General features: G+C 44.9%; 25 protein-coding genes. 1 reads left to right on the top strand and 24 read right to left on the bottom strand.

What is annotated here, in order from left to right; all coding sequences use genetic code 11:
- Positions 1-167: 167 nt before the first annotated feature.
- The 24 genes from Q354_RS27930 to Q354_RS0113600 form a co-directional block, all read right to left on the bottom strand.
- The gene (locus tag Q354_RS27930) at positions 168-1,241 is read right to left on the bottom strand and encodes an acyltransferase family protein (protein WP_084332605.1); all 1,074 of its coding nucleotides are present in this window, start codon (positions 1,239-1,241) and stop codon (positions 168-170) included.
- 317 nt (positions 1,242-1,558) lie between these two features.
- The gene (locus Q354_RS0113700) at positions 1,559-2,668 is read right to left on the bottom strand and encodes a glycosyltransferase family 4 protein (protein WP_051560133.1); all 1,110 of its coding nucleotides are present in this window, start codon (positions 2,666-2,668) and stop codon (positions 1,559-1,561) included.
- A 4-nt stretch (positions 2,669-2,672) separates the two neighbouring features.
- Entirely contained in the window at positions 2,673-3,701 is a 1,029-nt protein-coding gene (locus Q354_RS0113695; RefSeq protein WP_211252259.1) for an EpsG family protein, read from the bottom strand.
- 51 nt (positions 3,702-3,752) lie between these two features.
- Complete coding sequence (locus tag Q354_RS0113690; protein ID WP_156948338.1) at positions 3,753-4,907, bottom strand: glycosyltransferase; 1,155 nt, start codon at positions 4,905-4,907, stop codon at positions 3,753-3,755.
- Positions 4,908-4,922: 15 nt separating this feature from the next.
- Entirely contained in the window at positions 4,923-6,122 is a 1,200-nt protein-coding gene (locus Q354_RS0113685) for a hypothetical protein (RefSeq protein WP_027858103.1), read from the bottom strand.
- Positions 6,115-7,299 carry a glycosyltransferase family protein gene (locus Q354_RS28270; protein WP_156948336.1) on the bottom strand — a complete coding sequence of 395 codons (1,185 nt, stop codon included), beginning with the start codon at positions 7,297-7,299 and terminating at the stop codon, positions 6,115-6,117. The genes Q354_RS0113685 and Q354_RS28270 overlap by 8 nt, the downstream gene beginning before the upstream one ends.
- A gap of 116 nt (positions 7,300-7,415) precedes the next feature.
- Entirely contained in the window at positions 7,416-8,255 is an 840-nt protein-coding gene (locus Q354_RS0113675) for a DUF2334 domain-containing protein (protein WP_084332603.1), read from the bottom strand.
- A gap of 7 nt (positions 8,256-8,262) precedes the next feature.
- Positions 8,263-9,372 carry a DegT/DnrJ/EryC1/StrS family aminotransferase gene (locus tag Q354_RS0113670; RefSeq protein WP_027858100.1) on the bottom strand — a complete coding sequence of 370 codons (1,110 nt, stop codon included), beginning with the start codon at positions 9,370-9,372 and terminating at the stop codon, positions 8,263-8,265.
- Complete coding sequence (locus Q354_RS28885; RefSeq protein WP_084332602.1) at positions 9,369-9,830, bottom strand: acyltransferase; 462 nt, start codon at positions 9,828-9,830, stop codon at positions 9,369-9,371. The genes Q354_RS0113670 and Q354_RS28885 overlap by 4 nt, the downstream gene beginning before the upstream one ends.
- The gene (locus tag Q354_RS0113665; RefSeq protein ID WP_027858099.1) at positions 9,827-10,228 is read right to left on the bottom strand and encodes a sugar 3,4-ketoisomerase; all 402 of its coding nucleotides are present in this window, start codon (positions 10,226-10,228) and stop codon (positions 9,827-9,829) included. The genes Q354_RS28885 and Q354_RS0113665 overlap by 4 nt, the downstream gene beginning before the upstream one ends.
- A gap of 2 nt (positions 10,229-10,230) precedes the next feature.
- On the bottom strand, positions 10,231-11,097 hold the full coding sequence (gene rfbA / locus Q354_RS0113660) for a glucose-1-phosphate thymidylyltransferase RfbA (RefSeq protein WP_027858098.1): 867 nt from the start codon (positions 11,095-11,097) through the stop codon (positions 10,231-10,233).
- On the bottom strand, positions 11,094-12,167 hold the full coding sequence (gene rfbB, locus Q354_RS0113655; protein ID WP_027858097.1) for a dTDP-glucose 4,6-dehydratase: 1,074 nt from the start codon (positions 12,165-12,167) through the stop codon (positions 11,094-11,096). The genes rfbA and rfbB overlap by 4 nt, the downstream gene beginning before the upstream one ends.
- Positions 12,164-13,204 carry an NAD-dependent epimerase/dehydratase family protein gene (locus tag Q354_RS0113650; protein ID WP_027858096.1) on the bottom strand — a complete coding sequence of 347 codons (1,041 nt, stop codon included), beginning with the start codon at positions 13,202-13,204 and terminating at the stop codon, positions 12,164-12,166. The genes rfbB and Q354_RS0113650 overlap by 4 nt, the downstream gene beginning before the upstream one ends.
- Before the next feature lie 9 nt (positions 13,205-13,213).
- Complete coding sequence (gene tviB, locus Q354_RS0113645) at positions 13,214-14,494, bottom strand: Vi polysaccharide biosynthesis UDP-N-acetylglucosamine C-6 dehydrogenase TviB (protein WP_027858095.1); 1,281 nt, start codon at positions 14,492-14,494, stop codon at positions 13,214-13,216.
- A 73-nt stretch (positions 14,495-14,567) separates the two neighbouring features.
- Positions 14,568-16,781 (bottom strand): polysaccharide biosynthesis tyrosine autokinase, encoded by a 2,214-nt coding sequence (locus Q354_RS0113640; protein WP_027858094.1) that lies wholly within the window; start codon positions 16,779-16,781, stop codon positions 14,568-14,570.
- Between the two features lie 24 nt (positions 16,782-16,805).
- Positions 16,806-17,243 carry a low molecular weight protein-tyrosine-phosphatase gene (locus Q354_RS0113635; protein WP_027858093.1) on the bottom strand — a complete coding sequence of 146 codons (438 nt, stop codon included), beginning with the start codon at positions 17,241-17,243 and terminating at the stop codon, positions 16,806-16,808.
- A 297-nt stretch (positions 17,244-17,540) separates the two neighbouring features.
- Positions 17,541-19,166 carry a YjbH domain-containing protein gene (locus Q354_RS25765; RefSeq protein WP_281174726.1) on the bottom strand — a complete coding sequence of 542 codons (1,626 nt, stop codon included), beginning with the start codon at positions 19,164-19,166 and terminating at the stop codon, positions 17,541-17,543.
- Positions 19,126-19,635 carry a YjbH domain-containing protein gene (locus Q354_RS28880; protein WP_051560131.1) on the bottom strand — a complete coding sequence of 170 codons (510 nt, stop codon included), beginning with the start codon at positions 19,633-19,635 and terminating at the stop codon, positions 19,126-19,128. The genes Q354_RS25765 and Q354_RS28880 overlap by 41 nt, the downstream gene beginning before the upstream one ends.
- Positions 19,632-20,327, bottom strand: coding sequence for a capsule biosynthesis GfcC family protein (locus Q354_RS0113625; protein ID WP_027858092.1), 696 nt, complete (start codon positions 20,325-20,327; stop codon positions 19,632-19,634). Before Q354_RS0113625 ends, Q354_RS28880 begins: the two co-directional genes overlap by 4 nt.
- A gap of 92 nt (positions 20,328-20,419) precedes the next feature.
- Positions 20,420-21,109 carry a YjbF family lipoprotein gene (locus Q354_RS0113620; RefSeq protein WP_027858091.1) on the bottom strand — a complete coding sequence of 230 codons (690 nt, stop codon included), beginning with the start codon at positions 21,107-21,109 and terminating at the stop codon, positions 20,420-20,422.
- Positions 21,110-21,123: 14 nt separating this feature from the next.
- Entirely contained in the window at positions 21,124-22,239 is a 1,116-nt protein-coding gene (locus Q354_RS0113615) for a polysaccharide biosynthesis/export family protein (protein WP_156948334.1), read from the bottom strand.
- 290 nt (positions 22,240-22,529) lie between these two features.
- A complete protein-coding gene (locus Q354_RS27450; RefSeq protein WP_156948332.1) occupies positions 22,530-22,745 on the bottom strand; it encodes a hypothetical protein in 216 nt (71 codons plus the stop codon).
- Between the two features lie 327 nt (positions 22,746-23,072).
- Complete coding sequence (locus Q354_RS25755; protein ID WP_036229835.1) at positions 23,073-24,224, bottom strand: PilT/PilU family type 4a pilus ATPase; 1,152 nt, start codon at positions 24,222-24,224, stop codon at positions 23,073-23,075.
- A gap of 23 nt (positions 24,225-24,247) precedes the next feature.
- Entirely contained in the window at positions 24,248-25,282 is a 1,035-nt protein-coding gene (locus Q354_RS0113600) for a type IV pilus twitching motility protein PilT (protein WP_027858088.1), read from the bottom strand.
- 87 nt (positions 25,283-25,369) lie between these two features.
- On the opposite strand from Q354_RS0113600, the gene Q354_RS0113595 reads away from it, so the two are divergent.
- On the top strand, positions 25,370-26,071 hold the full coding sequence (locus Q354_RS0113595; RefSeq protein WP_027858087.1) for a YggS family pyridoxal phosphate-dependent enzyme: 702 nt from the start codon (positions 25,370-25,372) through the stop codon (positions 26,069-26,071).
- Positions 26,072-26,081: the final 10 nt, after the last annotated feature.

Here is a 26,081-nt window from a genome sequence, read left to right as displayed (position 1 = left end):
CATTCTTGTGGGGGTTGTTCATGTCGGCTATCGGATGTTGTTTGTTTGGCGATAACCAGCATCTCGAATTTAGCCGATGTGAACAACCTCCTCAGTACCCACAGCTAGCATACGTATGATTTGACGTGGATTACATATCAAATGTCGATTGCCGCCAGCTCAACTATTCAACGCTTAGAAATGGCTGTCGACAATGCTTTTCTAAAATAGCTCCTAGCAGGAACTTCAATATTCCTATACAAAAAAATACTCAACCCAATACTAAGAACAAGAATAAGAATACATAAAATAAGATCAAAAACTCCTCCTTCAATCGCTAAAATCTTATAACCGATAGTCTTCAAATAAATAATAACTAGATGATGAACCAAATAAAGCGAAAAACTAGCCTCACCTAGAAGAACTAAAGACTTATTCTCAAATATTTTAGAAAATCGACTACGATCTAATGCAAATAATAATATCAAAAGCGAAAATGGCAACACATAGTAAATGTCATAACGATACACCCGATCAATACTGTCTTTTAAGAAGAAAAAAACAAACAATATGGCGATTACAAACAAGTGATAGAAACCGAAACTATGAATCCGCCTATTACCAAAAGAAGCAAACACCCGATACAAGAGCAAACCTAAAACAAAATCAAAAAGCCTAGAAAAAGGGAATATATAGACATAGTAGTGCTGCGCACTATCAGTCATTTTCAAATTTGCAATAAACAACTGAAAAAAAAGAGTCACAGCAGCCAATAAAACTAAAAAAAGCGTGCTCCGAAAGAGCAGCAGAGGGAAAAGAACATAAAAGAACATTTCATTAGACAAGCTCCAAGAAGGGGCATTTCCTGAAAAGAAGATAACGGGATCAGAAAAAAAAGATTGAATTAAAATAAGATTTGCAAGCAATGCAGCGCTCCCACCGTCATTAATTAGTGTATAAATAACGACTGGAGCTGCCAATATCAAAGTGAAAATATGAAGAGGATAAATCCTAGAGAATCTTGATATCAAAAATTCAATATAGCTCTGCTTTCCAGAAATCCTATTAGAATAAGAGAACGAAAGAATAAATCCAGACAATATAAAGAAAAATGCAACCCCTATAAAACCCTCTCGAAAGAAGTCACGATATATTTCTGAAAGAATTTTAGAATCACTATCCGAAAGAAAGCTAAGATGGCTAAATACAACTAAAATAGCAGCAAAAAATCGTAACGATGTTAACGAATCAATTCGTTCCATATTAAAAACACTTTTAAAGATAAGTTGTAAACCTAAGAATACGGCAATAAAACTAAGCCACTACTCTAAGAGCCATTCTCGCTCGAGACAGTCAAGAACACCTAAGCGTGCAATAAATTAGTGTTTAGACACATTGAGCCGAGAGCGTATTACGATATTTTAACTGAGCCTGATGACCTCCCACGTGACCTACCCATCAAATATGCATTGACATATTATATTCTAAACGCACCGGTAGTTTAGATCACGATAAAGATACTGACGACAGACCTGTAGGTAGTTTGCCCTTTGTAAAATTTAATAAAAAAGCAACTAGCTCAGTTAGAAGAGCGTAAATTATCGATAATTTCAAAATAATTGTGAACTACAATTCTTTCACTAAACTCGTTTACAACAATATCTCGCGCAAGCGCCCCCATTTCAAATCTTTCTTTATCAGTAAGTGAAAGGAAGTCAATTATTTTATCTCGCAAATCAATAGCATTTCTATCTTTGCAAAGAAAGCCGTTAATTCCGTGCCGAACAACCACTCTGCAGCCTGGAACGTCAGTCGCAATTAAAGGCTTAGACATTGCCCCGGCTTCAAGTAAAGTTCTTGGTAAACCCTCTCGATATGAGGGAAGCACTACGCAACTAGCTTTATTCATATAGGGCCTAACATCATCTGTAACACCCAAGTATTCAATAACACCCGTTTTCACCCAGAGATCCAGCTCATCCTTTGAAATGGCCGTTCTATTTTCCACTTCCACAGGGCCTAAAAGCTGAAACCTACACTCAGGAAAACGATCCTTCACCAACCTTGCTGCCTCGACAAATTCTCGCACACCCTTATCAGCGAGCAATCTAGCTACAAGGATAAAAACACCTTTCTCAGCTAAGTTTGTAGCAGGCCTAAATGTATCTATATTAACTCCAGAACCTGGCATCAGACTGGTATTACAAGGTTCAAGTAATCTTTTCTTTAGGAAAAGAGCTTTATCATCTGGATTCTGAAAGAAGACATGAGTAGATCTTTTTAGTGACATTGAGTAAAGAAACTCAACTATCCTAGTAAGCCAAGTATCTTTGATAAACGCAGTACCTAAGCCCGTTATAGTATTCACTATTGGCTTCGCTAGCATAGAGGCTGCCATAGTACCATAAATAACAGGCTTAATTGTATTCAAAAAGACCACATCGGGATTAACTCTCTTTATAATACGATAATATGAAAAAAAAGTAGTGAGATCGCGATATAGGTTATTACCCTTATTATCAATCTTTATATCTAAAACATTACAACCTATAACTTTAAGCTTATCGGCATATTCATCTTGAGGGGCAAGTACAAAAATCTCTGCATTGCGCTTAAGAGCTTCCTTAATAAAACCAAGGCGAAAGTTCCAAATATACCACGCGGTATTCGAGGATATTAAAATTCTCAACAGTCTACTCTCTAAAAAAATAGATACTATATGGCGTCCATGAACCTGCATTATTTGACAGATTCAACCATACCCATTGAACTAAAGCATAATATAGGATAACCGCTAAGACAATCGAAGTTCTAAATATCACGTTACGAGATAATAGATGAAGCCTTGCGAAAACAAACATCTGAATTGGTATAAAATACAACGCAAGCCTATCTACTGCTGCTGGAGCCAAACTTACTAACGGGACAAAGGATAGTGATATAAGCGCCATCCATATCCATAGCTGTTGTAACCCCGTATCAATTTTAAGATTTTTATAAAAAAATAATAATAGAATAGCTGGTACAGAATTCATAATTACCCTGATCATACCTCCTTCCGAGTTGTATTGAGAGTCAACATAGTTGGTCCAAACGACACTTATAGAATCAAGTACAAACAAAGCAAGTCCTGTGGCAGTGGTCACCGAAACCCAAAACCATGTTGCAAGCTTATTTTGTGACGAAGAAAGTGCTGCAATTGGTAAAAAGAATATAGCACTTTTATGGAATAGCGCACCTAGTGCCACCCAGCAAAGGTAGCCAAAAATATTTTTTTCGCTAAGACAACACAATGCTACCAAAATAAAACCAATGGCTACAGACTGCCTCGTATACCCCATCGCTACAACTATTAAAAAGTAGGGAACAGCTACCAGAATCGACAGCCAAGGCTCAGGCTGCTTGTTAGCAAAGCGAATGAGCCCGTACATCAGAAGAGCAGCACAACAGAGATTGACTATATATACAGAGCCACCAAAAAAAGCGACAATCCAGTTAATTAGGTAATAGCCTGGATCTCCCCTGGAGATTACATCCCAAAATCCTTGGGATGATATAGCGCTGAAATGATCCAAATACGCAAACCAATCTCCCCCGACTTCGTGCCGAAACCCAATCATTATCGTGAAGAAGATACTTACCAATACAAAGGCAAATAGTCTAGCCGAATAATCCAGCCGCCAAGGAGAAATCACCCCCAAAACTGGTACAAGAAATAACACCCAATAAGGCCACATTACAGATCAACATTCATAATATAGAAGATCAAAAACCTATAGCGAAGCATAAAGTCTATCATATGCATCACACATACTATTTACTGAGAATTTATCTTCAACATAAATCTTACACTCAGATGAGTAGGCATCCAATAAATCTCTATCAATTAAGTTCAGTATAAACTCGGATATTTCCTGAGAACTTTCAAAGCTCTTAATTGCAGAATTTAAACAATCAAATCCTGGTAAAGTTTGCACACCGACAACGGCTTTATTGTTCATACCAGCTTGTAATCCAGATATTCCCGTATCTTCTCCAACCATAGCACACATATATAGATCCGCTACGGACGTAATAGATGCAGGGTCATCTACGAAACCGCAAAATACCACTTCGTCTTCAAGGGAAAGTTTTTTCACCATAGACTCGATCTCTTCTTTATCCTTACCATCCCCACAAAGAAGAAAGACTACTTTTAAGGGAAGGCGTTGCTTTATAATCTCAACCGCCTCAAGCATTGTATGAATTCGTTTTTCAAAAATTCGCAATCGAGAGACAGTCATTATTACAAGGTCAGCACTATTGATAGATCGCTTATTATTCGCCAAAAACCTATTTACGCTATCAATTTTAACATTTTCATCAGGAACTCCAAACGGTATATAACTAATCTTATCCTTAGGAATTCCAATCTTTACCAGATTATCAATCTCCCTCTCAAGAATCTCATAAATCAAATGATCCTTTAGTTTCCAGCTTACTCTAAAAATCAATTTCTGGAATGAGCCTATAAGATGCCAATTCGTATGATAAGTCTCCAAAAATTTTGTTTTACGATTCAAAGACAAAAAAGCTAAAACATACCAGTAAATAGAAAACAAGCTAGCCATAGTCAAGTTCGTATGAACGATATCTACGGCGTACAACTTATGTCTTAGATATATATATAACGCGATTAAAGGAGAAAAAGCATACATAAAAACTTGAATAGCTTTGGTAAAGCCGAAGAAAAAGCAATTTACCTCAGGAATAATAGAGATTACTTTAACCGAAGAGGATATACGCCCCAAATTATAGGCATCTTCGGGAACTCTACGTAAGATCATAAGAGTGACATCATGACTAACAGCCTCATGATTGCACAGATTAATCATTATATCCTCTGCTCCACCTTTACCCATTGTCGGGATTACTCTGAATATTTTCACATAGACTCCTTATATTCAAACTACTTTAATCAATCGAAAATAGCATCCAATATTCAAAACCAAAATTAACACAGAGCAAACAAAAACATACTCGATTGAAAGAAACTCACTAATACTAGCTAAAAACAAATATGCCAGTAAGTTAATAGTTATTAACAATTTGCTTCCACTAGACTCCAACAACCATCTTAGAAAGATAGAGTTAGAAAAATTTACTACTAAGTAGAAAATACGGTACAGCAGTATCAGTCCACACAAAACTTCCATGCCGTCTGGCATTGCGACAAGAGCTCTAGCCTGTAAGAAATCATTATAAATAGCAACCAATACAGCCACGCCAACCAAAAGCAACACAAAAAAGTATATATAAACCAGACGTACAACACCGCCTTTATCGCCTGCACCTTCAAGGGTTATCTTCCTAACAAATGAAGCCATGCCATTAGCTACCATGCTGAAAGGCATCAATACGCGCGCGCACAATGCGTAGATACCCGCAAACGCAAACATATCTAATGCAGCAAAAATAAATACTGGCATTGAATCAAGAATTACGACATTAAACCTATTAAAAAAGACAACTGACTTTATTTTTGAGACAGAAAAATGAGAAAAATTACAATTAGAGAAATTTCCAAAAAACCTATTCAGATCGTGTCGAACTACAAAGCACATTAAGCAAAGCCCTATAAATGATGCTAGAGCTGTAATATATATCGGATTAGGTAACACACCGAACCATAATGAAATCGCACAACCTATCCACATAAATATAGGCTGTATACTTAGGCATGTCTGAGACACAACAATTCGATTTTCATGTATAAAAAACCTTGAAAGAACTTCAAGAGAAATTGCTGCCAACGAATACACCCCCAGCAGGAAGACCTCTAGTTCACTAAGGGAAACACCAAAAAAAAACTCCGATACAAATGATGACACAAGTAAGACAGATAGAAAAAACAATAAATATAGAAACACACCTCCTAAAGAGAATTTAATAATCTGCCCCTTAGAAAATCGAGACTGAAAAAACTCAGGCAAACCTAAAGACACTATTGTAAAAACTAATAATGAAAGATATACATAGTAGCTAAACTCACCGAACCAATCTGACCCATAAATTGAGAAAAGATAAATAGATATCAAAAAACTAGTTATTGCACTTACACCTTGAACCGAAAGGATATAAAACACAAAAACTCTTTTATTCATGTTTCTTCCACATCATGGCAATTAGGCTTGACAATTCAGAATTATATTCAGTGCTAGGAGGCAGAGTTTCTTTGGCATGAGAGTTTTCTAATGATGTTAGATTCTTGTTCTGCATATCTCTAACTACACCTTCAATAGCTTCAGACAATTCTCCCTCGAGAATATCAAAAGTACTTAAATTCGGGCTATCTATTGAGGTAATATGTGAGCTTGCTAAGACTCGCATCCCCATTGTCAAGCATTCCCTTATAACTCTTGGCTCAGCATCTAGGTAGCTAGGAACAATTGCCAAGTCGTATTCTTCACTTATTCTTTGTACGTTGCCATACCCTGCATAAACTAGTGACTTATTTTCTCCAATCTCTCTTAGAAACACATGTTTTACATCATGCGAGATCGGCCCGAAAAATGTAATTGAATGAGGAAAGGTTAGAGTCTTGCTAACTTCAAGAAGACGAAGGACTCCTTTTAAAAGCGATATGGTTCCAATAAAAACAATTTTCACACTATCGGAATTATTAAAAGCTCTATTATGATGGAGTACTTGAAAGTCCAACCATTTTTCCATTGCAATAACTTTACTTGGCTCAATATCTCCGCCTTCAATATATCTACTAGCGACTGCTTTAGAGCTACAGATTATAGCGTCAGCATAACCAATCGCGTTTTTAACACGCTTAGCTTCCTCAATCAGCTTATATCGATTAAAATCCACCCCCCACCTTATAGCCTCTTCTTCCATATACGGTATCGTTTTAAAAATAAACGAAGGTGAACTGATAACTCCATGTAAAAGGGTGCACCCAGAGGCACTAGCTTTCTTGGCGGTTCGCCACAATCCGGGCACCATGAAGGAGTGGCCTTCCCCAATTTTAGAAGAACACCATATATCAAAAATATTTTCCTGAGAGTTTCTATCTAAGTAGCGCAACCCAGAATAGCGTGAAAGAAACCCAATACCACGCAAAGCACTTCCGTAAATTAGAGAAGAGTGTGTTGTATATAAATGTGTTTTCCTTTTATGTACTGCACGGCTATAGACCTCAACATTGAAGTCGCTGTTAAGATTATTAGCAATAGACTCAAATCGAGAAGATTTTCCCTTACCACTAAATAAATCGCCATAAAATAGCAAGTTCCCTTTTTTTTTATTCATAAACTTAAAATAAAAGCTCAATCAAAAAACCAGATAGAAGCCAAACCCATAAAGATCTAGCTCAATGATTTCACCGTATTAAAAATACCTGCAGACCCACCAACAGAAAGAAAGGAAAAATAGGACAATTTAAGCTTTCATTGTCCTTTACTCATCACCCTATCCTCAATCTCAGATAGGGTAACAAACTTCACTCCAGAATCTAACAATCTACCAATTGTCTGTTCCATCAGCCGATAAGTCACTAAGTTATCTTTCAAGTCGTAGAAGTGTGTAGCTAAACATAACACTTCCTGACTTGGGCTTTCTAGGAAGTCCTCTACCGCCTTAAATACAAATCTATGATCTTGTACATAACTAATAGGTATCGAACTCATTTCATAGTGCGCATTAATCCGCCTTGGAGAATTAGTGATTTGACTTAGCGGCCTCCCCAAAAGCTTACAAAGTGCGGCATAAATAAATTCCATTGAACTAGAAGCACTGAATCTTCGTTCATTTATCCGATGAGAATATGATATATATACAACTTTGAATAAAGACTCTATTACATTCTCAGATTTTTTTGAAAAGCTATTATTTGGAGCTGAAATAGACTTAATATTTCGACCAAGAATTTTATTTGCCTTACTAATAGCTTCGAGAATTTGGCTTTTATCAACAGGCCGCTCTAGCTCTCTTTTATAGTGATGAAGTCCGTGTAAGCCTACATCAATATGACCTTTATTTATTTCATCTTCAAGAAAGGTCATTAACTCTAGGTTTTCGAATATATCTGCAATACCGTCAACATTAACTCCCCTCCAATAGTAATCATTTTCACCAGCCATATAGCTTAAGCTTGGATCCTTTAAACACGGAACAAAGAAAAAATTTATTGGCACTAAACCATACAAAGAACGATATGCCTGTATTATATCCTCTGGACTATTTAAAGCACTAAGATCATCATCTCGAATTACCGCTAACTTAACCATAAAAATCCTAGATATAAAATTCGTTACAACGAGCTACCACTTTATCCACGTCATATTTTGATAGAACGGGAGACATTGGTAAAGACAGTACGGATTCATGCAAATGATCTGTTACGGGAAGCTCTTGATTTGAGAAGTAGCCTTGATATGCATATTGCCTATGCGGAGGGATTGGGTAATGAATTAATGTTTGAATGCCCCCTATACCCAAAAATTTCTGAAGCTCATCTCTAGTTTCTGATCTTACTACAAAGAGATGAAAAACATGATTACTACTTTCATCCCAATTAGGTAACGCTATATGATCGTTACTAATATTATTCAAATACTGCTTAGCTACACTTCTTCGAGCCCTTACCTCATCATCTATATAACGGAGCTTCACATTCAGAAAGGCCGCTTGTAGTTCGCTCAGCCGACTATTAACACCTTGGTAAAGATTATGATACTTTTCTTTACTACCATAATTACCTAATGTGCGAATAACGTCCGCTAATTCCTCGCAACTTGTCGTAACAGCACCTCCATCACCCAAGGCACCGAGATTTTTGCCTGGGTAGAAACTAAAACCACTAGCATGGCCCCAGTTCCCAGCTTTTTTGCCATTGATACTAGCACCGTGAGCTTGAGCTGAGTCTTCTAATACCAACAAGTTATGGCGTTCAGCAACATCCATTATAGCAGGCATGTCAGCCATACGGCCGAACAGATGAACTGGTAATATCGCACGCGTTTTGGGGGTAATTGCCGCCTCGGCTTTTTGTGGACAAAGATTAAAGGTAACCTCATCCGGCTCAACCAAAATAGGCACTAGACGGTTTTCGGTAATGGCAAGAATACTGGCAATATAGGTATTGGCGGGTACAATAACCTCATCCCCCTCCTTCAACTTATCCAGTTCTTTCCAAGCACGTAAGGTAAGGGTGAGCGCATCTAAGCCGTTGGCCACACCAATACAGTATTCGCTGCCACAATATTGGGCGAATCCCTGCTCAAAAGCTTTGACTTCTTCACCCTGAATATACCAACCGGAATCAATCACGCGAGCTGACGCATTAACAAGCTCTTCACGGTACTGTGCATTGATGGATTTCAAATCCAGAAATGGAATAGTCATTTTCTATACCTGATCACTTTAGCAGGATTACCAATAACAACAGCATTAGCAGGTACATCTTTTGTTACGACTGCCCCAGCCCCTACCATTGCTCCTTCTCCTATCGTCACACCTGGTAGAATAGTAGCATTTGCTCCTACGCTTGCATTTTTCCTTATTGTTATACCTAAATAATGTTCCGGATAATCTTTTGAACGCGGATAAGGATCATTAGTAAGCGTAGCGTTAGGCCCAAGAAAAACATTATCTTCAATGCGCGTCCCATTCCAGATAAAAACACCGGATTTAATCGTAACATTACTACCAATAATCACATCACTTTCAATCAAACTGTGTGCACATATATTACAGTTACTTCCTATTTCAGCACCTTCCAATATAACCACATATTGCCAAACACGGGAATCCTTCCCTATTTTACACTCTGAAACATCAGCCAGCGGATGTAAAAATCTCACAACTTAACAGCCTCTCTAAACTGGTCGTATTCCCGAATATAGTCAGATTCGTCATAATGCTCACTTGCGAGTACCAGCAACACACAATCATCACTAAAGTCATGCATTTCATGCCAAATCATATCATCGATCAAGACTCCTTTCGTCGGCGAGTCTAGAAGTACTTTAGATTTTTCCGCACCATTATCTAGTAGCATATTGCACTTACCAGCTATACACACTGCAACTTGCTTCAATTCTTTATGTGCATGGAAACCACGAGAAACTCCAGCATGAGTGCCGTAAATGTAATATACGCGCTTGATATCAAAGGACACAGTTTCATTGCCCTCAATTACGACCAGAGAGCCTCGACTATCCCCTAAAGCGGGAAACTCTATAAACTTCACTAAACTCACTCTTATCCCCCTGCCAGACCAAGCAGATACTGCCCATAGCTGTTTTTACTTAACTTACTCCCAGCAGCATACAGCGCCTCTGCCGTCACCCAACCGTTATTGAAGGATATCTCTTCCAAACAGGCAATCTTATATCCCTGGCGTTTCTCGATGGTTTCCACAAAATGGGCCGCTTCCAGTAAACTCTCATAGGTACCGGTGTCCAGCCAAGCAAAACCTCGCCCCAACACCTCAACATTCAAATTACCACGTTCCAAATAGGCCTGATTGATGCTGGTAATTTCCAGCTCGCCACGCTCAGAAGGCTTAATAGTCTTGGCAATATCAATTACATTATTATCGTAGAAGTAGAGCCCAGTCACTGCATAGTTGGATTTAGGTCTGGCCGGCTTTTCTTCAATAGATATTGCGCGCCTACCCTCGTCAAATTCAACAACACCAAAACGCTCAGGGTCTTTTACTTGATATCCGAACACTGTAGCGCCACTTCCGTGGCTGGCTGCTTCTCTTAGTTTAGGGGTAAAGCCCTGACCATAAAAAATGTTGTCTCCCAACACCAGACAAACACTGCTGTCACCAATAAAGTCTTCACCAATAATGAATGCTTGAGCTAGACCGTCAGGGCTAGGCTGCACCGCGTAGTTAAGCTCAATGCCGAATTGACGCCCATCCCCCAACAAACGCGTGAAACTGTCACGATCCTCCGGGGTCGTGATGATCAACACCTCGCGAATACCCGCCAGCATCAGAACAGATAAGGGATAATAGATCATCGGCTTGTCGTAAATAGGCAGTAGTTGCTTTGATACGCCCATCGTAATAGGGTAAAGACGCGTACCGCTACCACCAGCTAATATAATACCTTTCATGATGTCACTCCTAGCCGTTCGCGCTGATAGCTGCCGTCCTGTACACGACGACACCATTCGAGATTATTTAGGTACCACTGCACAGTTTTGCGGATACCGGACTCGAATGTCTCTTCAGGGACCCAGCCTAGTTCACGGTTCATTTTTTCTGCATTGATCGCATAACGGCGGTCATGCCCCGGGCGATCTGCCACATAGCTAATTTGTTCATGATAAGAGCTACTTCCAGGCTTCAGCTCATCCAGCAAGTCACAGATTGTATGAACCACATCAATATTTTGCTTCTCGTTATGACCACCGATATTGTAAGTTTCACCCACCACACCCTTTGTTATCACTTTGTATAACGCACGGGCATGATCTGCCACATAGAGCCAGTCGCGAATCTGGTCACCGTTACCGTATACAGGCAACGGCTTACCTTCCAAGGCATTAAGAATCATCAGCGGGACCAGCTTCTCCGGAAAATGGTAAGGGCCATAGTTATTAGAGCAGTTGGTTAGCAGAATCGGCAAACCGTAAGTGCGCGCCCAAGCCCTTACTAGGTGATCCGAGCTTGCTTTGCTGGCAGAGTATGGCGAACTGGGGGCATAGGCGGTCGATTCAGTAAAGAGCTGCTGTATTGCATCTGCGCTTTCATCCGGATGCGGTAGGTCGCCGTATACTTCATCGGTGCTTATATGGTGAAAACGAAATGACTCTCTGCACTTATCATCCAGCCCCTGCCAATAATGGCGAGCCACTTCCAGCAGTGTATAAGTACCGACAATATTGGTTTCAATAAAATCAGCAGGGCCGTCTATAGACCGGTCTACATGGCTCTCTGCAGCAAGGTGCATCACCGCATCCGGCTGATGAGTTGTAAATACTCTTTCTAGCTCGGCACGGTTGCAGATATCGACCTGCTCAAAATCATAACGACCGTTGTCACTGACCTCAACAAGGCTTTCCAGATTACCCGCATAGGTGAGTTTATCCAGGTTCACCACGCTGTCGACTGTGTGCTGAATGATATGGCGGATAACAGCAGAGCCTATAAAGCCGGCACCGCCGGTAACAAGAATTTTCATCGGGATACTCTTTTGCCAGTCAACGATTGAACATACCAATACATAGCTTCGTCAATACCTTCGTAAATACGATGACTGGGGACATAGCCTAGCTTTTTTTGAGCCTTGCTGATTTCAGCCTGAGAGTGGCGTACATCACCAGTCCTGAAGTCTCTATATACCGGGCCTTTATCAAACGTAACGTCATTTTTGGCAAGCGCAGTTTTTAAAGCATCAAATAGTGTGTTAAGCGTAGTCCTATCACCTACAGCAACGTTGTAGACATTATTTTTAGCCTCCTCAGATGCAGTAGCCGCCAGGATATTCATCTGAATGGTATTTTCTATAAAACAAAAATCGCGGCTGGTCTCACCATCACCATTTATGAAGACATCTTCACCTTCGATCATCGCAGCAGTCCATTTCGGTATCACTGCTGCATAGGCCCCATTAGGGTCCTGACGCTGACCAAATACATTAAAGTAACGCAGGCCTATAGTATTAAAGCCATAGCTACGCGCAAACACATTTGCGTATAGCTCATTCACATATTTGGTAACTGCGTAAGGTGAAAGAGGGTTCCCAATATTTTCCTCGACTTTCGGTAGAGCAGGGTGATCACCATAAGTAGAGCTAGAGGCCGCATAGGTAAAACTGGTTACTTCGGCATCACGGGCCGCTGCCAGCATATTCAGGAACCCGCTGATATTGGTGTCATTAGTCGTGATCGGATCATTAATCGAGCGGGGTACAGACCCAAGTGCAGCCTGATGTAAAACATAGTCCACCCCCTGGCAAGCTCTTTGACAGTCACTAAGATTGCGGATATCACCCTCAATAAAGGTAAAACTCAGCCACTGCTCCGGGCTGACCAGCCCTTTCACTTCATCAAGATTATGCCGATGACCCGTTGCGAAGTTATCAAGCCCAACGACCGTTTGCCCTAATTTTAACAGAGCTTCCAGCAGGTTTGATCCGATAAAGCCGGCCACACCGGTTACCAGCCAGGTGCGTGGACTGGCTTTCAGTGAATCACAAATTTCCTGGTAACGAGACATATTCATTCCTTACAGTCGCAGATCAGTAGATTCAGCAGGCAAAATATATTTCAGATCGTAAAGCACATGTTCTGCCTTACCCAATGCACGTAACTGTTCACAATCCATCTCGGCAAACTGCTTATGAGCGACAGCCATAATGATTGCATCATAAGCACCCGGTTCCGGCTCTGCTACAGGGATTAATGAATATTCATGTTCCGCTTCCTGTTTATCAATCCAAGGGTCATAGCAATCGACCGTCATGCCATAATCTTTTAATTCGCCAATGATATCCACGACTTTAGTATTACGAAGATCCGGACAGTTTTCCTTAAAGGTCAGCCCCATAACCAGTACACGCGCACCATCAACATGAATACGCTTTTTGAGCATGGCTTTAACCAGTTGACTGACAACATAAGCCCCCATATTGTCATTCAGTCTCCGCCCTGCAAGGATCATCTCCGGATGGTAACCTGCAGCCTGGGCTTTGTGAGTAAGATAATATGGATCGACACCTATACAGTGTCCGCCCACCAGTCCCGGACGAAATGGCAAAAAATTCCATTTCGTGCCCGCAGCTTTAAGCACTTCTTCGGTATCAATACCCAGCTTATTAAAAATCATCGCCAGCTCATTGATCAGGCCGATGTTGACATCACGCTGGGTATTTTCAATAACCTTTGCGGCCTCAGCTACCTTAATTGAACTGGCTTTATGGGTACCTGCAGTGATTATTGAGCCATATAGGCTATCGACATATTCAGCGATCTGCGGGGTTGAACCGGAAGTTACTTTCAATATTGTCGTAACACGGTGTTCTTTATCACCCGGGTTGATACGCTCCGGGCTATAGCCGCAATAGAAATCTTCATTAAACCTCAGGCCAGAGACAGCCTCCAACACTGGCACACAGTCTTCCTCTGTTGCGCCTGGATAGACTGTAGATTCGTAGATAACAACATCGCCCCTGCTCAGGACTTTACCAATAGTCTCAGACGCCTTTACCAGCGGAGTCAGATCAGGCTGACGATGCTCATTAATCGGCGTCGGCACTGTAACAATGTAGACATTACAGCCTGAAATCGCATCCAGTTGATTGCTGTAACTCAGCTTCGAGGCTTCTGCGAGTTCCTCACCAGAGACTTCCAGAGTTTCATCATGCCCCTGACGTAACTGCTCAAGCCGGACCGTATTGATATCGAACCCTACGGTTGGATACTTCTTACCAAATTCAACAGCAAGGGGCAGCCCAACATAACCAAGGCCAATTATCGCAATATTTGCGTTGCAGATATCTGTCAGCATTTCTCACAATTTCCTGTAAACAATTGACGCCATCAAGCTTCCGCTTGCTGAAGTTTGCGGCAACACATCTCTATTACTTATATTCGTAGTTGTAGTAGCCATAACCATAGCCACCGGTCTTACGCTCAATACCGTTAAGGATGCAGCCATTGATACGTATGCCATTTTGTTCGAAGCGGCGCTGCGCCGCCGCAATCTCTTTCACCGGGTTCAGCCCAAAACGCACCACCATCAAGGTTGCAGCGGATAACTTGCCGACAATCGCAGCATCAGTGACCGCCATAATCGGTGGTGTATCGATTAGCACCAGATCGTAAGCTCTTGACACTTCTTCAATCAGCGCCTCGAAGCGCGGATGCATTAAAAGCTCTGACGGGTTAGGGGGGATCGAACCCGTGGAAATAAAGTCCAGCCCTGGCTGCTCTGTGCTGATCACCACTTGCTGCCACATCAGATCACCACAAAGAATTTCTGAAAGGCCATTGTGACGCTCTGCACCAAAGGCCTGCTGCATATGCCCTTTACGCATATCACCATCGATTACCAAAACTTTCTGGCCTGCACCGGCCATAACCGCTGCCAGGTTGGCGCTAATAAAACTTTTACCTACCCCAGGGCTAGGCCCGGAAATGGACACCACATTATTTTTAGCTTCCATCATGGCGAAGTGTAGACTGGTACGAAGGCCCCGAAGAGACTCAATCGCCAGATCAGCAGGGTTTTCCACAGCCAGAAGCCCCTGGCTGCGTTTTAGTTTCTCCAGCTGATCATTCAGCTTCTGCTGGTCAGCACTGTTTGGCACAGTGGCATATACCGCCAGTCCTGTTTCCGCTTCGATAACTTCAGAGCTCTCCACACCACTCCGAAGCATTCCCTTCACCAAAACTATGGCAACGGCCAGCATCAGGCCCAGCACTATGGCCAGCACCACAATCAGAGACTTTTTCGGTTTGATGGGCTGCGACACAACCGCAGCATCATCTAGAATACGCACATTGCCTACGGTGCCCGCCTTAACAATATTTAGTTCCTGCATCTTATTCAGCAGCTGGGTATAAACCTGGATACCGGCTTCGACATCACGCGTCAAAGCCAGTATTTCGCGTTGTGTCTCCGGTAACTGTTGCACTTTTCCAGATAATAGTTCTTTCTGGGCGATTAGCTCCTGCTTTTGCTGCAATAGCGTCACGTAAACCGGGTGCTGCCGGGTAAACTTGCGGCTTAACTCAGCTTCTTTCAAATCAAGTTCATTTAAAGACGCATCTACCTGAACTAACTGTTCCAAATAAGATTGTGTTTCCAGCGTCAAATCAACAGACGACTGATCTTTACGGAAGCTATTCAGTCGTTGCTCTGCCTGCTCAAGGTCTTGTTTTACCTTAGGCAGTTGCTCCTGCAGAAATGTTAAGCTATTGCTGGCTTCAGCAGACAAACGATTAACATTCTGTAATTGATATAAGGTAGATATATGATTCAGGGAAGTACGGATTTGCTGGACATCAACCCCCGTCAATGCCAGTGACAGGATTCCCGTCCCCTTGCCTTTTTCACTGACGGACAAACCGGCACGCAGGCCGTTGATAGCTTGGAGTTTACTTTTACGCTTAACCAAAAATTCAGTACCCGTGCGGGCCTCGAGCTTTGTAAGCAGAACGGCCACACCAGCAGGAGTACTTTCCGCGACTTCCCCAACCTGCCCCTTAAGCAACAAGACACCTTCGCTATCCTGAAGCTGGAACGCCCCTGCATCACCAGCGATCAGGGTCATCTGCTTACCCTGCAGCGCAGGCTCAACATGAAGTTGATCTATTTCAATCTGTTCGCCCCCCCAGGCGAAAGCCTTCAGTAGACCCAAGCCGAATAGTGGCTCGGCAGGCACTGCTCTTCCGTAACGTCGTGCCAGAAATTCGCCAATAATAGGGAAGCGCTTTGGCTCCGCGACAATTGCCAGCTTTCCCTGCTCAACAGCCTGACCAAGCACAAAGCGTGACCTAATAACCTCAACTTCGGTGCCCGAGCTGGACTCCTGAGAAAAGAGATCTCCCATATCTCCCAGTCCCGGAATGCCACTGGACTTCTCTTCCACCTGTATCAGTGCATCGGCCCGGTAAACCGGCGTGCTTAACACAGCCACCGCTATACCAATCAGGGCCGCGAGCAGAGTTATCGTGGCAATGGTCCACTTTCCACCGGCGAGAATACCCAGAAGGCGTCCTAGATCAATCTCATCACTATCACTAGTGGAAGACTTATTCGATACAGGCTGTATATTTGGTTGCACTGTCATTAAAAGCTACCAATCTCAAAAATATTAAATACCGAGTTTTTTGAGCCAACTGCTAGAGCCCAGTTCGATCAAAGTAATCGCATGTTGAAATGCTTCTCTTGATTGCTTATAAGGGTCAGGTATATCTTTATCGTCTTCCCACTTCATAAGCAGATGGATTTTCCCGCGCGCTTGCGGCGCCTTGACTGCCAACGCCTCCAGATGCCCTTTCTCCATCACCAGAATAAGGTCAGCCCACGCAATCAATGTGCCATCGATCTGCTGAGCCCTGTGAGCACTGCCATCGATACCCAGTTCATTCAAGAGCTCTAGTGAAGTCGGATCCATAGGCTTGTCGACAAGTGCACCTAGCCCTGCTGACCGTACTTCAAATGAGGAAGGCAGTTTATCCTGAAGCAAGTATTCGCCAACCGGGCTCCGGCAGATATTACCTACGCAGACCACAAGTATTTTATTAAACATAATTAACAATCATACGGATGAATAGAAAAGGACAATGGCTTCTAAATTAGAATCTGCTTATTCTTTCTTAAACAATAGCGATACTCAATGCATCCTAAAGGTGCCGCTAGTGTAACTGATCAGCAACATTACAGCTATATGACTACATTAGCATTACGATCAATTCGTGATCTGTTAACTACTTTAACAGTCTTCCGAACACTGTTCATTGACTGTGATACGCCCCATCAACACAGCATAAGTCCACCTCTACAGACCTTTTCAGGTATGCTTACGATAACCACTGATCAGATTCTGCTAATCTAGAACGCGGGCAAAGCTCTGACGAACCTGACGGGGGTTACTGCGGCTTACCAGGTTATACAACTGATAGCGGCGATTCAGCCGCGCACCGCCATCTCGAGTCAGGAAGCTCCAGTTCAAGCGAGTACTCTGGCTGCTGCTCTTAGCAAAGAACAGATCCAGTGGCAACTCCACATAGACCCCTTTATCAAAGCTCCCCTCACCGAAGTCCTCACTGGATACATCGGTAAAGGTTGCCCAGCCCCCTAACCTGACACCGTTTTCAAATGAACGGCTAAAGTCAAAGGTTACACCCATATCTTTGGCCAGATATCGACCAACACTCACTTTAGCCAGAGTCGACTTCAGCCATGGCATCGGATAATAGAGAGTGCCGTGCCCGGTGATGACATCGTAATCCCGAAAACCAAACGCCATATCAAAGTCGCGCTGCTGGACGTAGTTAATATCCGCGCCTATCGCCCACTCTTCACCGAACGGTCGATACAGAATTTCCGCCCCGATACCGCCAAACATACTTTCGAGATAACCGGCATATCCCTGAACAAACCAGTCATCCGCCAGCTGCTCCACATGGGTCAGCTGCAGATTACCCAAACGCACATCAGATGTGGTCAGGTACTCCTTGATATTGGTTCTCACCCTTGGCAAGTCACTGGGCGCCGTGTAATCAAACTTATCAAAGTTACTGATTACACCGGCAACTAATCCTCCCGAAAGCCAGGTATTTGGCTGGAAATTGTATTCAGCGGACGCTTTCGCCGATATTTCATAGAGGATAAAGCCATCAGGTCCACCAATACTTTGGGTAAATCCAGGAGACAGCCAGTAACGGAAGGGCTGCCCACTACTCTGATATTCAAGCTTTCCGGTTACGCTTTCAGGTCGAATAACGTCTGTAGCTGCAAAGAGATCACTTTTATCTGCTTCATAACGAAAAGCCTGTTCAGCCGACTTTCGTTCAAGCGTAGTCTGCTGTAGCGGAATGCCCCGCTCCGTTTCAACAAAGCTGAACCAGCGTATCTCAGGATCAATCACATTGGCCAAAATACGAGAGGCCCGACCATAAGCCTTGAATACATTGCGATACTTCCGCTGATCTGCAAAAACCACCAGCTCGTTGCCGCGCTGCTCAATTCGGCTTACGTCTAATCCAGCATTAGACTTTAACAGCTGAGTGGCTTGAGCCCAATCTACATTCTGTGCAGACTGACCATCAGGGCGATAGGCAACCGGTTTGGGATCCAGAACTTTAGGCTGCTCGGCATCTGAGATAAAATTGGTGTGCAGACTAAAGCCCAGCATCAGCTCTTCGCCGCGTTCCCAGCCCAAACTGATATCAAAGGCATTATTGACCTTATAAAGCACACCGAAGTTCAAAGGCGAGCGTGCTGACTGATTATTATCCTGCGGTTCATTCTGGTAGTCGTTTCCGTCGTATTCAACTTTGAATACTAATGGCGCCCACGGAGCATGGTACTCCACACCACCAAATATCGCAGCCTGCTCACCACGAAAGTAGTTACCAAGGCTGAATTCACCACCCTGCCCAGTATTAGCACCTCGATCTTCAAAACGACTAGATAATACAGTTAACGGATTTGATAGACTCCCCCCTATTAGCCATATAGCCCCAACCCACCCCTAGCGTAAAATCAAACCTTCCCATTTGCTTGCTCGCCGCCAGATATTCTCCTGAGAATAGGCCGGTACCACCCACATCTCTGAATCCAACAGAAACTTGTGGTAGATGATAACCCTCTTCCAAAAGCCGCAACTTAAGATCGAACCCCTTATCCTTATAATCTTGATCACCTGCTATTTCCGGACCAAATAGCCGATTGCTTATATTCGTGTAACGAAAAAGCGCCTCCATCCAAGGGTAAGGCTGCGCCACGACACCTCCCCGGGTATAGGGTGATACATGTGACATAAAGAAGGTAAACTCACCCTCTGGAGTCATGCGCGCAGTAGGCATCTGCAGCAAGCCCACCCCCCCGAAGTCAGACTGGGAGTAGCGCAAGGGCTCATCCGCATAAACAGACACTGACGTTAAAACGCCTAAGAGAACTACAACTTCCTTTCTCATTCCCCTGGTACCACCTGTGTCGACAACCAGCGCGCCAATTCAAAGTTAAACCTTTGGTTCAATCCTGCTAACAGTTCTTTTTTTAACGGCCGAAAGATAAAAGCCCCGTCTCCCGGATACAGCTTCAGATGCTGCCAGTAGCCTGCCTTGACTCGTTTGAATGCGCCATCAGGGTGCACGACCCATACATATCCGGACTGCTGCCAGCGATGATCAGTTAGCTGCCCGGCCAGTTTATTCAATGTGAGATCCGCCCGGTAAGCCACATGAACCAATTTTCCGTCGACCAGGTTTAATTCTCGGCTACAAGCAGCGACGTACAGCCGATCGAGCGGCTCTAACAACAGGTTATCGGCCGGCCGTGATTCGTTGCCATGCGGATTGATATAGATTGCAGGCAAGCGCCCTGTAATAGGCTGACTGGAAACCAGCTTTTCCAGCTCCTGCAACCAAGCCAGCAGCGCCACCTGCCCACTGAGACGCGCATTAAACTGCAGGGCCTGAATATCGTATAGAATTCCAGCCTTCCACTTTTCCTGTGTGTTCTTAAGAGAGTTTCGCAGTAGCGCAGCGCTTCCGGGGCAAGCACTTTCGTCATAGCTGACCTGCTTCAACAGATCCGATATACGGGCCTTGCCGCTAAAGCGGAAACCGCTCTGCGGATTCACTGCACCGGATACATAGGCTGTCACAGCCTTAACCTCTTCAGCGTACACTGAGGATGATATAGAGAGGATCAGAGCCAGCGCGGTCGTTAATAAGCAAGGGCTAGATGGCCAGAACATCAGCGACGCCCTCCAAAAGGTTTGGCCTCGGTGATCTCAATACCTTTAGAGATCTGCGGCAGTGGAAACTGCCGACTTTTAACAACATGACCGCTAGCCGGATCAAGCCAGTAATGGTTGGTCGCCCTGAAATTCAGCGTTTTTGATTCAACAGCTTCGACAATGTGGAGCAACTCTCGCGTCTGACCCAAAATATCGTGGCGTTCCATACCCTGTTGCTTCAACTCACTCTGGAAAACCACCCCGTCACGATAGCCCGGCATATAATCAAGCTCATACTCAAACCGGGCCGCTTCCTGCTTGTGCATCAAAGACAAAGGGTCTGACTGCCTGGCGCGAAAAGCGCTGACCTCTAACTCTTTCCAGTTAGCAATTTTTACCACACGACCATGGCGTGTAATAACACTGACGCCGTCTGCTGAAGTCCAGCGCAACTCCCGCCCCTTCTCAGTGGCAAAGATTCCACTAAGAATTGTTAACCCTTGGGGACCGCCATTCATACGCATAACCTGCGATGCATAGGGGCTGGCTTCAATTTCTGCCAGAGTAGGTTGGTAGTCAGGCGTACCGAACAGTGCCAGCTTCAGAGTCCCCAGAGTTCCGGTGTAATTGGAGTGGCTGGCTGAACAGCCGGTAAGAACTACCAGAAGTAAGACTAGACCAGCCTTAACAAGCCAACGATAGGACATAGCAAGCAAACCGCTTAGTTATTCTTAATGTCGTTAGACTTATCGACCACATTCAGAGATGGCAGCAACTGACTGATCACGCGGTTCCAACGGGTCACATCAGAAGCCCCGACAAACACCACATCGCGCGGCTGTAAAGAGAACTTATCGGCAACCACCAATGCAACAGGAGAAGCAGCATCGAGATGAAAAACCTTAGCCTTACGACCTAGCTGGTCAGCACTACGCACCACATAAACATCAGAGGCATCGGCGAACAGCTGACTGACACCTCCAACCTCACCCAGTGCATCCGTCAGGGTTAAGCCTTTATAGCTGAACTCAACTGCCTTCGGGCGATTGACCTCACCGATCACATAGGCTTTCTGGTCTGTATTGTCAGGAACAAACAGAGTATCGCCATCTTTTAGGTAGATATTTGCCAGATCCACGCCTTGAGTTGCAAGCGCAATCATATCCAACTGATAGCGGCGCCCATCACGTACCAAAGACACATCGCGACGATCGGAAATATCCGTAAATCCACCAGCAAGACCGATACCGTCTAATAGGTTAATCGGCTTAGCCGTTACAATCTGTCGACCCGGCTTTAGGACCTCACCATTCACACTGAAGTGTTGGCTGGCATAATCCACTACAGTCACATCAACCTGAGGACTCTCTACAAAGCGCGCCAGCCTGGTGGCAATCAGCTTTCGCGCTTCGCCCAGGGTTTTACCCGCTATTTTCACCTCACCAGCATAGGGCAAGAAAACAGTGCCATCGTTTTTCACAATACGACTGTTTACCCCCATCGCAGTCACTCCTGCAGCAGGCGTGGTAATTTCAGGGTGATCCCAGACAACAATCTGGATCGCATCATGGATACCAACCCGGTAGTCATCAGGCTGATAGGATGCCAGCGCGGCAGGCAGACTCGCATCGACAGCGTCCTGTAATTGCACCGTTTTAGGTGTCAGACGAACCAGTTCAACCCGGGATTCGATTTCTTTCGTCGCATCACTACTACTGAATTCTTTTAATACCCCTTCTTCTTCGTAGTGCATACCTGGTGCCAATGAACAACCAGTAACAACCACTGCGAGAGAAACAGAAATAATACTATTAACAAAAAAGAAAGGTTTTTTCACAGCGAACTACCCGAAATCATCCTGAAACCAGAAGACTGTAATGCCTCATGCAAAACAGCAATAATCCATAAAAAAGCGCTAGCGCCGATTAAGGGGCTAACGCTTTTTAGACTCAACTAAAATCAATGAAGAATCTTAGTTTGTACCAGTAGTACCCGTAGTACCTGAAGTACCATCGTTGTTTGCTGCAGCGGCCACAGCACCCACAGCTACTGCAGCCACTGATATGGCGCCCACAGTGCCTATAGTACCAAGAGCCGCGGCAGAGGCGGCAACAGTACCTCCAGCCGCTACAGCACCACCAGCAGCTGCAGCACCGCCAGCTGCAGCACCAGTACCAGCTGCAGCACCAGTACCAGCTGCAGCACCAGTACCAGCTGCTGTACCAGTACCAGCTGCTGTACCAGTACCAGCTGCTGTACCAGTACCAGCTGCTGTACCGCTGGATGCGGCCGTACCACTGGAAGCAGCTGTACCGCTAGAAGACGCTGAGCCAGCAGCTTCACCAGCAGCAAATGCAGGAGCAGAAACCAGAGCAGCGCTCATTACCAAAGCAGCAAATTTACCTTTCAATTCCATCTTTTTCTCCCAAAAGAATCAGTCTTCCTGGTTGGTGCGTGCTCTAGCAAAACTAGTAAAAAACACCGCCCATCATGCCTGTTTGCGTAGGCATTCTACGCTATATCTAAAGTAGCGCAAGTTAACAACAGATGAGACCCTGCGCACTAAACAGCCTGTAATCAACCAGATTATCTGTGTTCACTGTTAACTTTTCAATACAACTTCAGCTATAAGTCGTAAATATCACATTCAATAATCGCCAACGTTATCGGCTAACCTAACGAAAAACCACCTCCCGGCGAGAGGTCATCATCGCCCTGTAGCGTAAGCGTATTTTCGCCGCTGTCAGGCTCCTCAGTTCCATTTCCATGCAGTTTGATCATCAGGCGCAGGTCATTGGCAGAGTCCGCGTGGGCGAGCGCAGCCTCATAGGTAATCACACCTTCCTGATAAAGCTGGAACAGCGATTGGTCAAAGGTCTGCATCCCAAGGTTGGTCGACTTCTTCATCACATCCTTGATTTCGTGGACGCTGCCTTTTCGGATAAGGTCCTGCACCAGCGGCGTATTGATCAGCACCTCGATAGCTGCGCGGCGCCCCTTACCGTCGGTCGTCGGCAACAATTGCTGGGCAATGATCGCTTTCAGGTTAAGTGACAGATCCATCCACAGCTGATCATGATGCTCCGGTGGGAAGAAGCTGATGATCCGGTCCAGCGCCTGGTTGGCATTGTTGGCATGCAATGTCGCCAGACAGACGTGTCCGGTCTCCGCAAACGTCAGGCCATACTGCATCGTGTCGTGGGTACGAATCTCCCCCATCAGAATCACGTCTGGTGCCTGTCGCAGGGTATTCTTCAGCGCCACCTCGAAAGATTCAGTATCCAGCCCGACTTCACGCTGGGTAATGATGCAGTTTTTGTGGGGATGGATAAATTCCACCGGATCTTCGATCGTGATGATATGTCCACGACTATTGGTATTGCGGTAGTCGATCATCGAGGCCAGCGAGGTCGACTTACCCGTCGAGGTTCCGCCTACAAAGAGAATCAGACCGCGTTTGGTCATCGACAGCTCTTTCAACACTTCAGGCAGGTTCAACTCATCCATCGAGGGAATATGGTTACTGATACGACGCAATACCATTCCCGGGGTGTTTCGCTGCACAAAGGCGGAGACCCTGAAACGCCCAAGTCCAGGCACTGACAAGGCGAAATTGCACTCGCAGGTGCGCTCGAACTCAGCCAGCTGTTTGTCGTTCATCGTGCTATAAACCAGTGCACGGGTCTGCTGAGCACTAACGGCCTCTCGGGTGATCGGCTTTAAAGTGCCATCCACTTTCAAGGTTGGGCGGGCGCCTGCTGTTACAAACAGGTCAGATCCCTCCCTGTCTACCATCACCTTCAGTAGCTGTGTAAAGTCCAATTTCTCACTCTCCGGATCAGGTATCAGAATGCATTAGGGTTACTGGATTTTTCACGGGCAGCATCACGCGTGATCAGGCCCCTTGCCAGCAAATCGGCAAGAGACTGATCCAGGGTACGCATTCCGAACGCGGCGCCGGTCTGGATAGCAGAGAACATCTGGGCGACTTTATCTTCTCGGATCAGGTTACGGATTGCCGGCGTACCAATCATAATCTCATGAGCCGCCACACGACCACCACCCGGTTTCTTCAGCAGAGACTGGGAGACAACGCCCTGCAACGACTCTGACAGCATAGAACGTACCATTGCCTTCTCCTGCGCGGGAAACACATCAACGATACGGTCGATGGTTTTAGCCGCCGAAGTGGTATGCAGGGTTCCGAACACCAGATGCCCGGTTTCCGCGGCGGTCAAAGCCAGGCGAATGGTCTCCAGGTCTCGCATCTCACCTACCAGGATAATATCCGGGTCTTCACGCAATGCCGAACGCAGTGCGTTGTTGAAGCTGTGAGTATCGCGATGCACCTCGCGCTGGTTTACCAGACATTTCTTACTCTCATGCACAAATTCGATCGGGTCTTCAATGGTCAGAACATGATCGGCCCGGGTATTGTTGATATAGTCGATCATCGCCGCCAGGGTGGTACTCTTACCGGAGCCGGTCGGACCGGTCACCAGCACAAGTCCCCTGGGCTTATCTGCCAGATCTTTAAAGACCTGCCCAAGCCCGAGATCCTCCATCGGCAAGATCTTGTTCGGGATGGTTCGGAAAACAGCTGCGGCACCGCGCTCCTGATTGTAAGCATTGACACGAAAACGCGCCAGATCGGGCACCGCGAAAGAGAAGTCTGTTTCCAGATGTTCCTCATAATCCTTACGCTGCTTATCGTTCATAATGTCATAAACTAGCGCGTGAACCTGCTTATGATCCAATGGCGGCAGTTTAATCCGGCGCACGTCACCATCAACGCGAATCACAGGCGGCATTCCCGCAGAAAGGTGCAGGTCCGAAGCCCCTTGTTGTACGGTGAATGACAGCAGTTCAGTGATATCCATAAAATTGTTTCTACCCGGCTACTTCAAGGTTTAGATAAGTTCTAGCAGAATACCCCTAGCAATCCAATTGCACGGATCAAACTAAGTATGAAAAGCATAACAGACAACCTGTGCAAGGTTCGTCAACAGATAGAACTCTTTGCACAAGAAGCACAGCGTGATCCTGCAGGAATCACCCTGCTGGCGGTCAGCAAAACCCGCCCGGCCGACGAGCTGCGCCGGGCTTATGAAGCAGGCCAGCGGGATTTCGGGGAAAACTACCTGCAGGAGAGCCTTGAGAAAATCGAGCAACTTTCGGATTTAGCGATCTGCTGGCATTTCATTGGCCCGATTCAGTCCAATAAGACCCGTTCCGTTGCGGAGAGTTTCAGCTGGGTACACAGTGTCGATCGTCTCAAAGTAGCACGGCGCCTGTCAGAACAGCGCCCCGTTAACCTGCCCCCACTCAATATCTGCCTTCAGGTGAACATCAGCCGGGAAGACAGCAAGAGCGGCTGCCTGCCCGAAGAGGTGGCGGATATCGCCAGTGAAATAGCCAGCCTGCCCAATATTACCCTGCGTGGCCTGATGGCGATTCCTGCGGCAAGCAACGATCCAACTGAACAGCAGCAGGCGTTTGCCGGATTGGCCACTCTGTTCACAGGCCTGCTTGAAGATCATCCACAACTGGATACTCTTTCGATGGGGATGTCCGGTGATATGGCTCAAGCCATAGCTGCCGGCTCAACCATTGTCCGCATCGGCACCGCCATCTTTGGCCCACGCGATTACAGCAATAAAACTGTGTAAGGAATTCAAA

Source organism: Marinobacterium jannaschii DSM 6295 (assembly GCF_000620085.1).
GTDB lineage: Bacteria > Pseudomonadota > Gammaproteobacteria > Pseudomonadales > Balneatricaceae > Pontibacterium > Pontibacterium jannaschii.
The sequence above is the reverse complement of the archived record's forward strand: the minus strand, read 5'-3'. Positions and strand labels throughout refer to the sequence as shown.

Coding starts and splice junctions, on each gene's coding strand:
- Q354_RS27930 (WP_084332605.1), bottom strand. CDS start 1,241: ATGGAACGAATTGATTCGTTAACATCGTTACGATTTTTTGCTGCTATT.
- Q354_RS0113685 (WP_027858103.1), bottom strand. CDS start 6,122: ATGAATAAAAGAGTTTTTGTGTTTTATATCCTTTCGGTTCAAGGTGTA.
- Q354_RS0113675 (WP_084332603.1), bottom strand. CDS start 8,255: ATGGTTAAGTTAGCGGTAATTCGAGATGATGATCTTAGTGCTTTAAAT.
- Q354_RS0113670 (WP_027858100.1), bottom strand. CDS start 9,372: ATGACTATTCCATTTCTGGATTTGAAATCCATCAATGCACAGTACCGT.
- rfbA (WP_027858098.1), bottom strand. CDS start 11,097: ATGAAAGGTATTATATTAGCTGGTGGTAGCGGTACGCGTCTTTACCCT.
- rfbB (WP_027858097.1), bottom strand. CDS start 12,167: ATGAAAATTCTTGTTACCGGCGGTGCCGGCTTTATAGGCTCTGCTGTT.
- Q354_RS0113650 (WP_027858096.1), bottom strand. CDS start 13,204: ATGTCTCGTTACCAGGAAATTTGTGATTCACTGAAAGCCAGTCCACGC.
- tviB (WP_027858095.1), bottom strand. CDS start 14,494: ATGCTGACAGATATCTGCAACGCAAATATTGCGATAATTGGCCTTGGT.
- Q354_RS0113640 (WP_027858094.1), bottom strand. CDS start 16,781: ATGACAGTGCAACCAAATATACAGCCTGTATCGAATAAGTCTTCCACT.
- Q354_RS0113635 (WP_027858093.1), bottom strand. CDS start 17,243: ATGTTTAATAAAATACTTGTGGTCTGCGTAGGTAATATCTGCCGGAGC.
- Q354_RS28880 (WP_051560131.1), bottom strand. CDS start 19,635: ATGAGAAAGGAAGTTGTAGTTCTCTTAGGCGTTTTAACGTCAGTGTCT.
- Q354_RS0113620 (WP_027858091.1), bottom strand. CDS start 21,109: ATGTCCTATCGTTGGCTTGTTAAGGCTGGTCTAGTCTTACTTCTGGTA.
- Q354_RS0113600 (WP_027858088.1), bottom strand. CDS start 25,282: ATGGATATCACTGAACTGCTGTCATTCACCGTACAACAAGGGGCTTCG.
- Q354_RS0113595 (WP_027858087.1), top strand. CDS start 25,370: ATGAAAAGCATAACAGACAACCTGTGCAAGGTTCGTCAACAGATAGAA.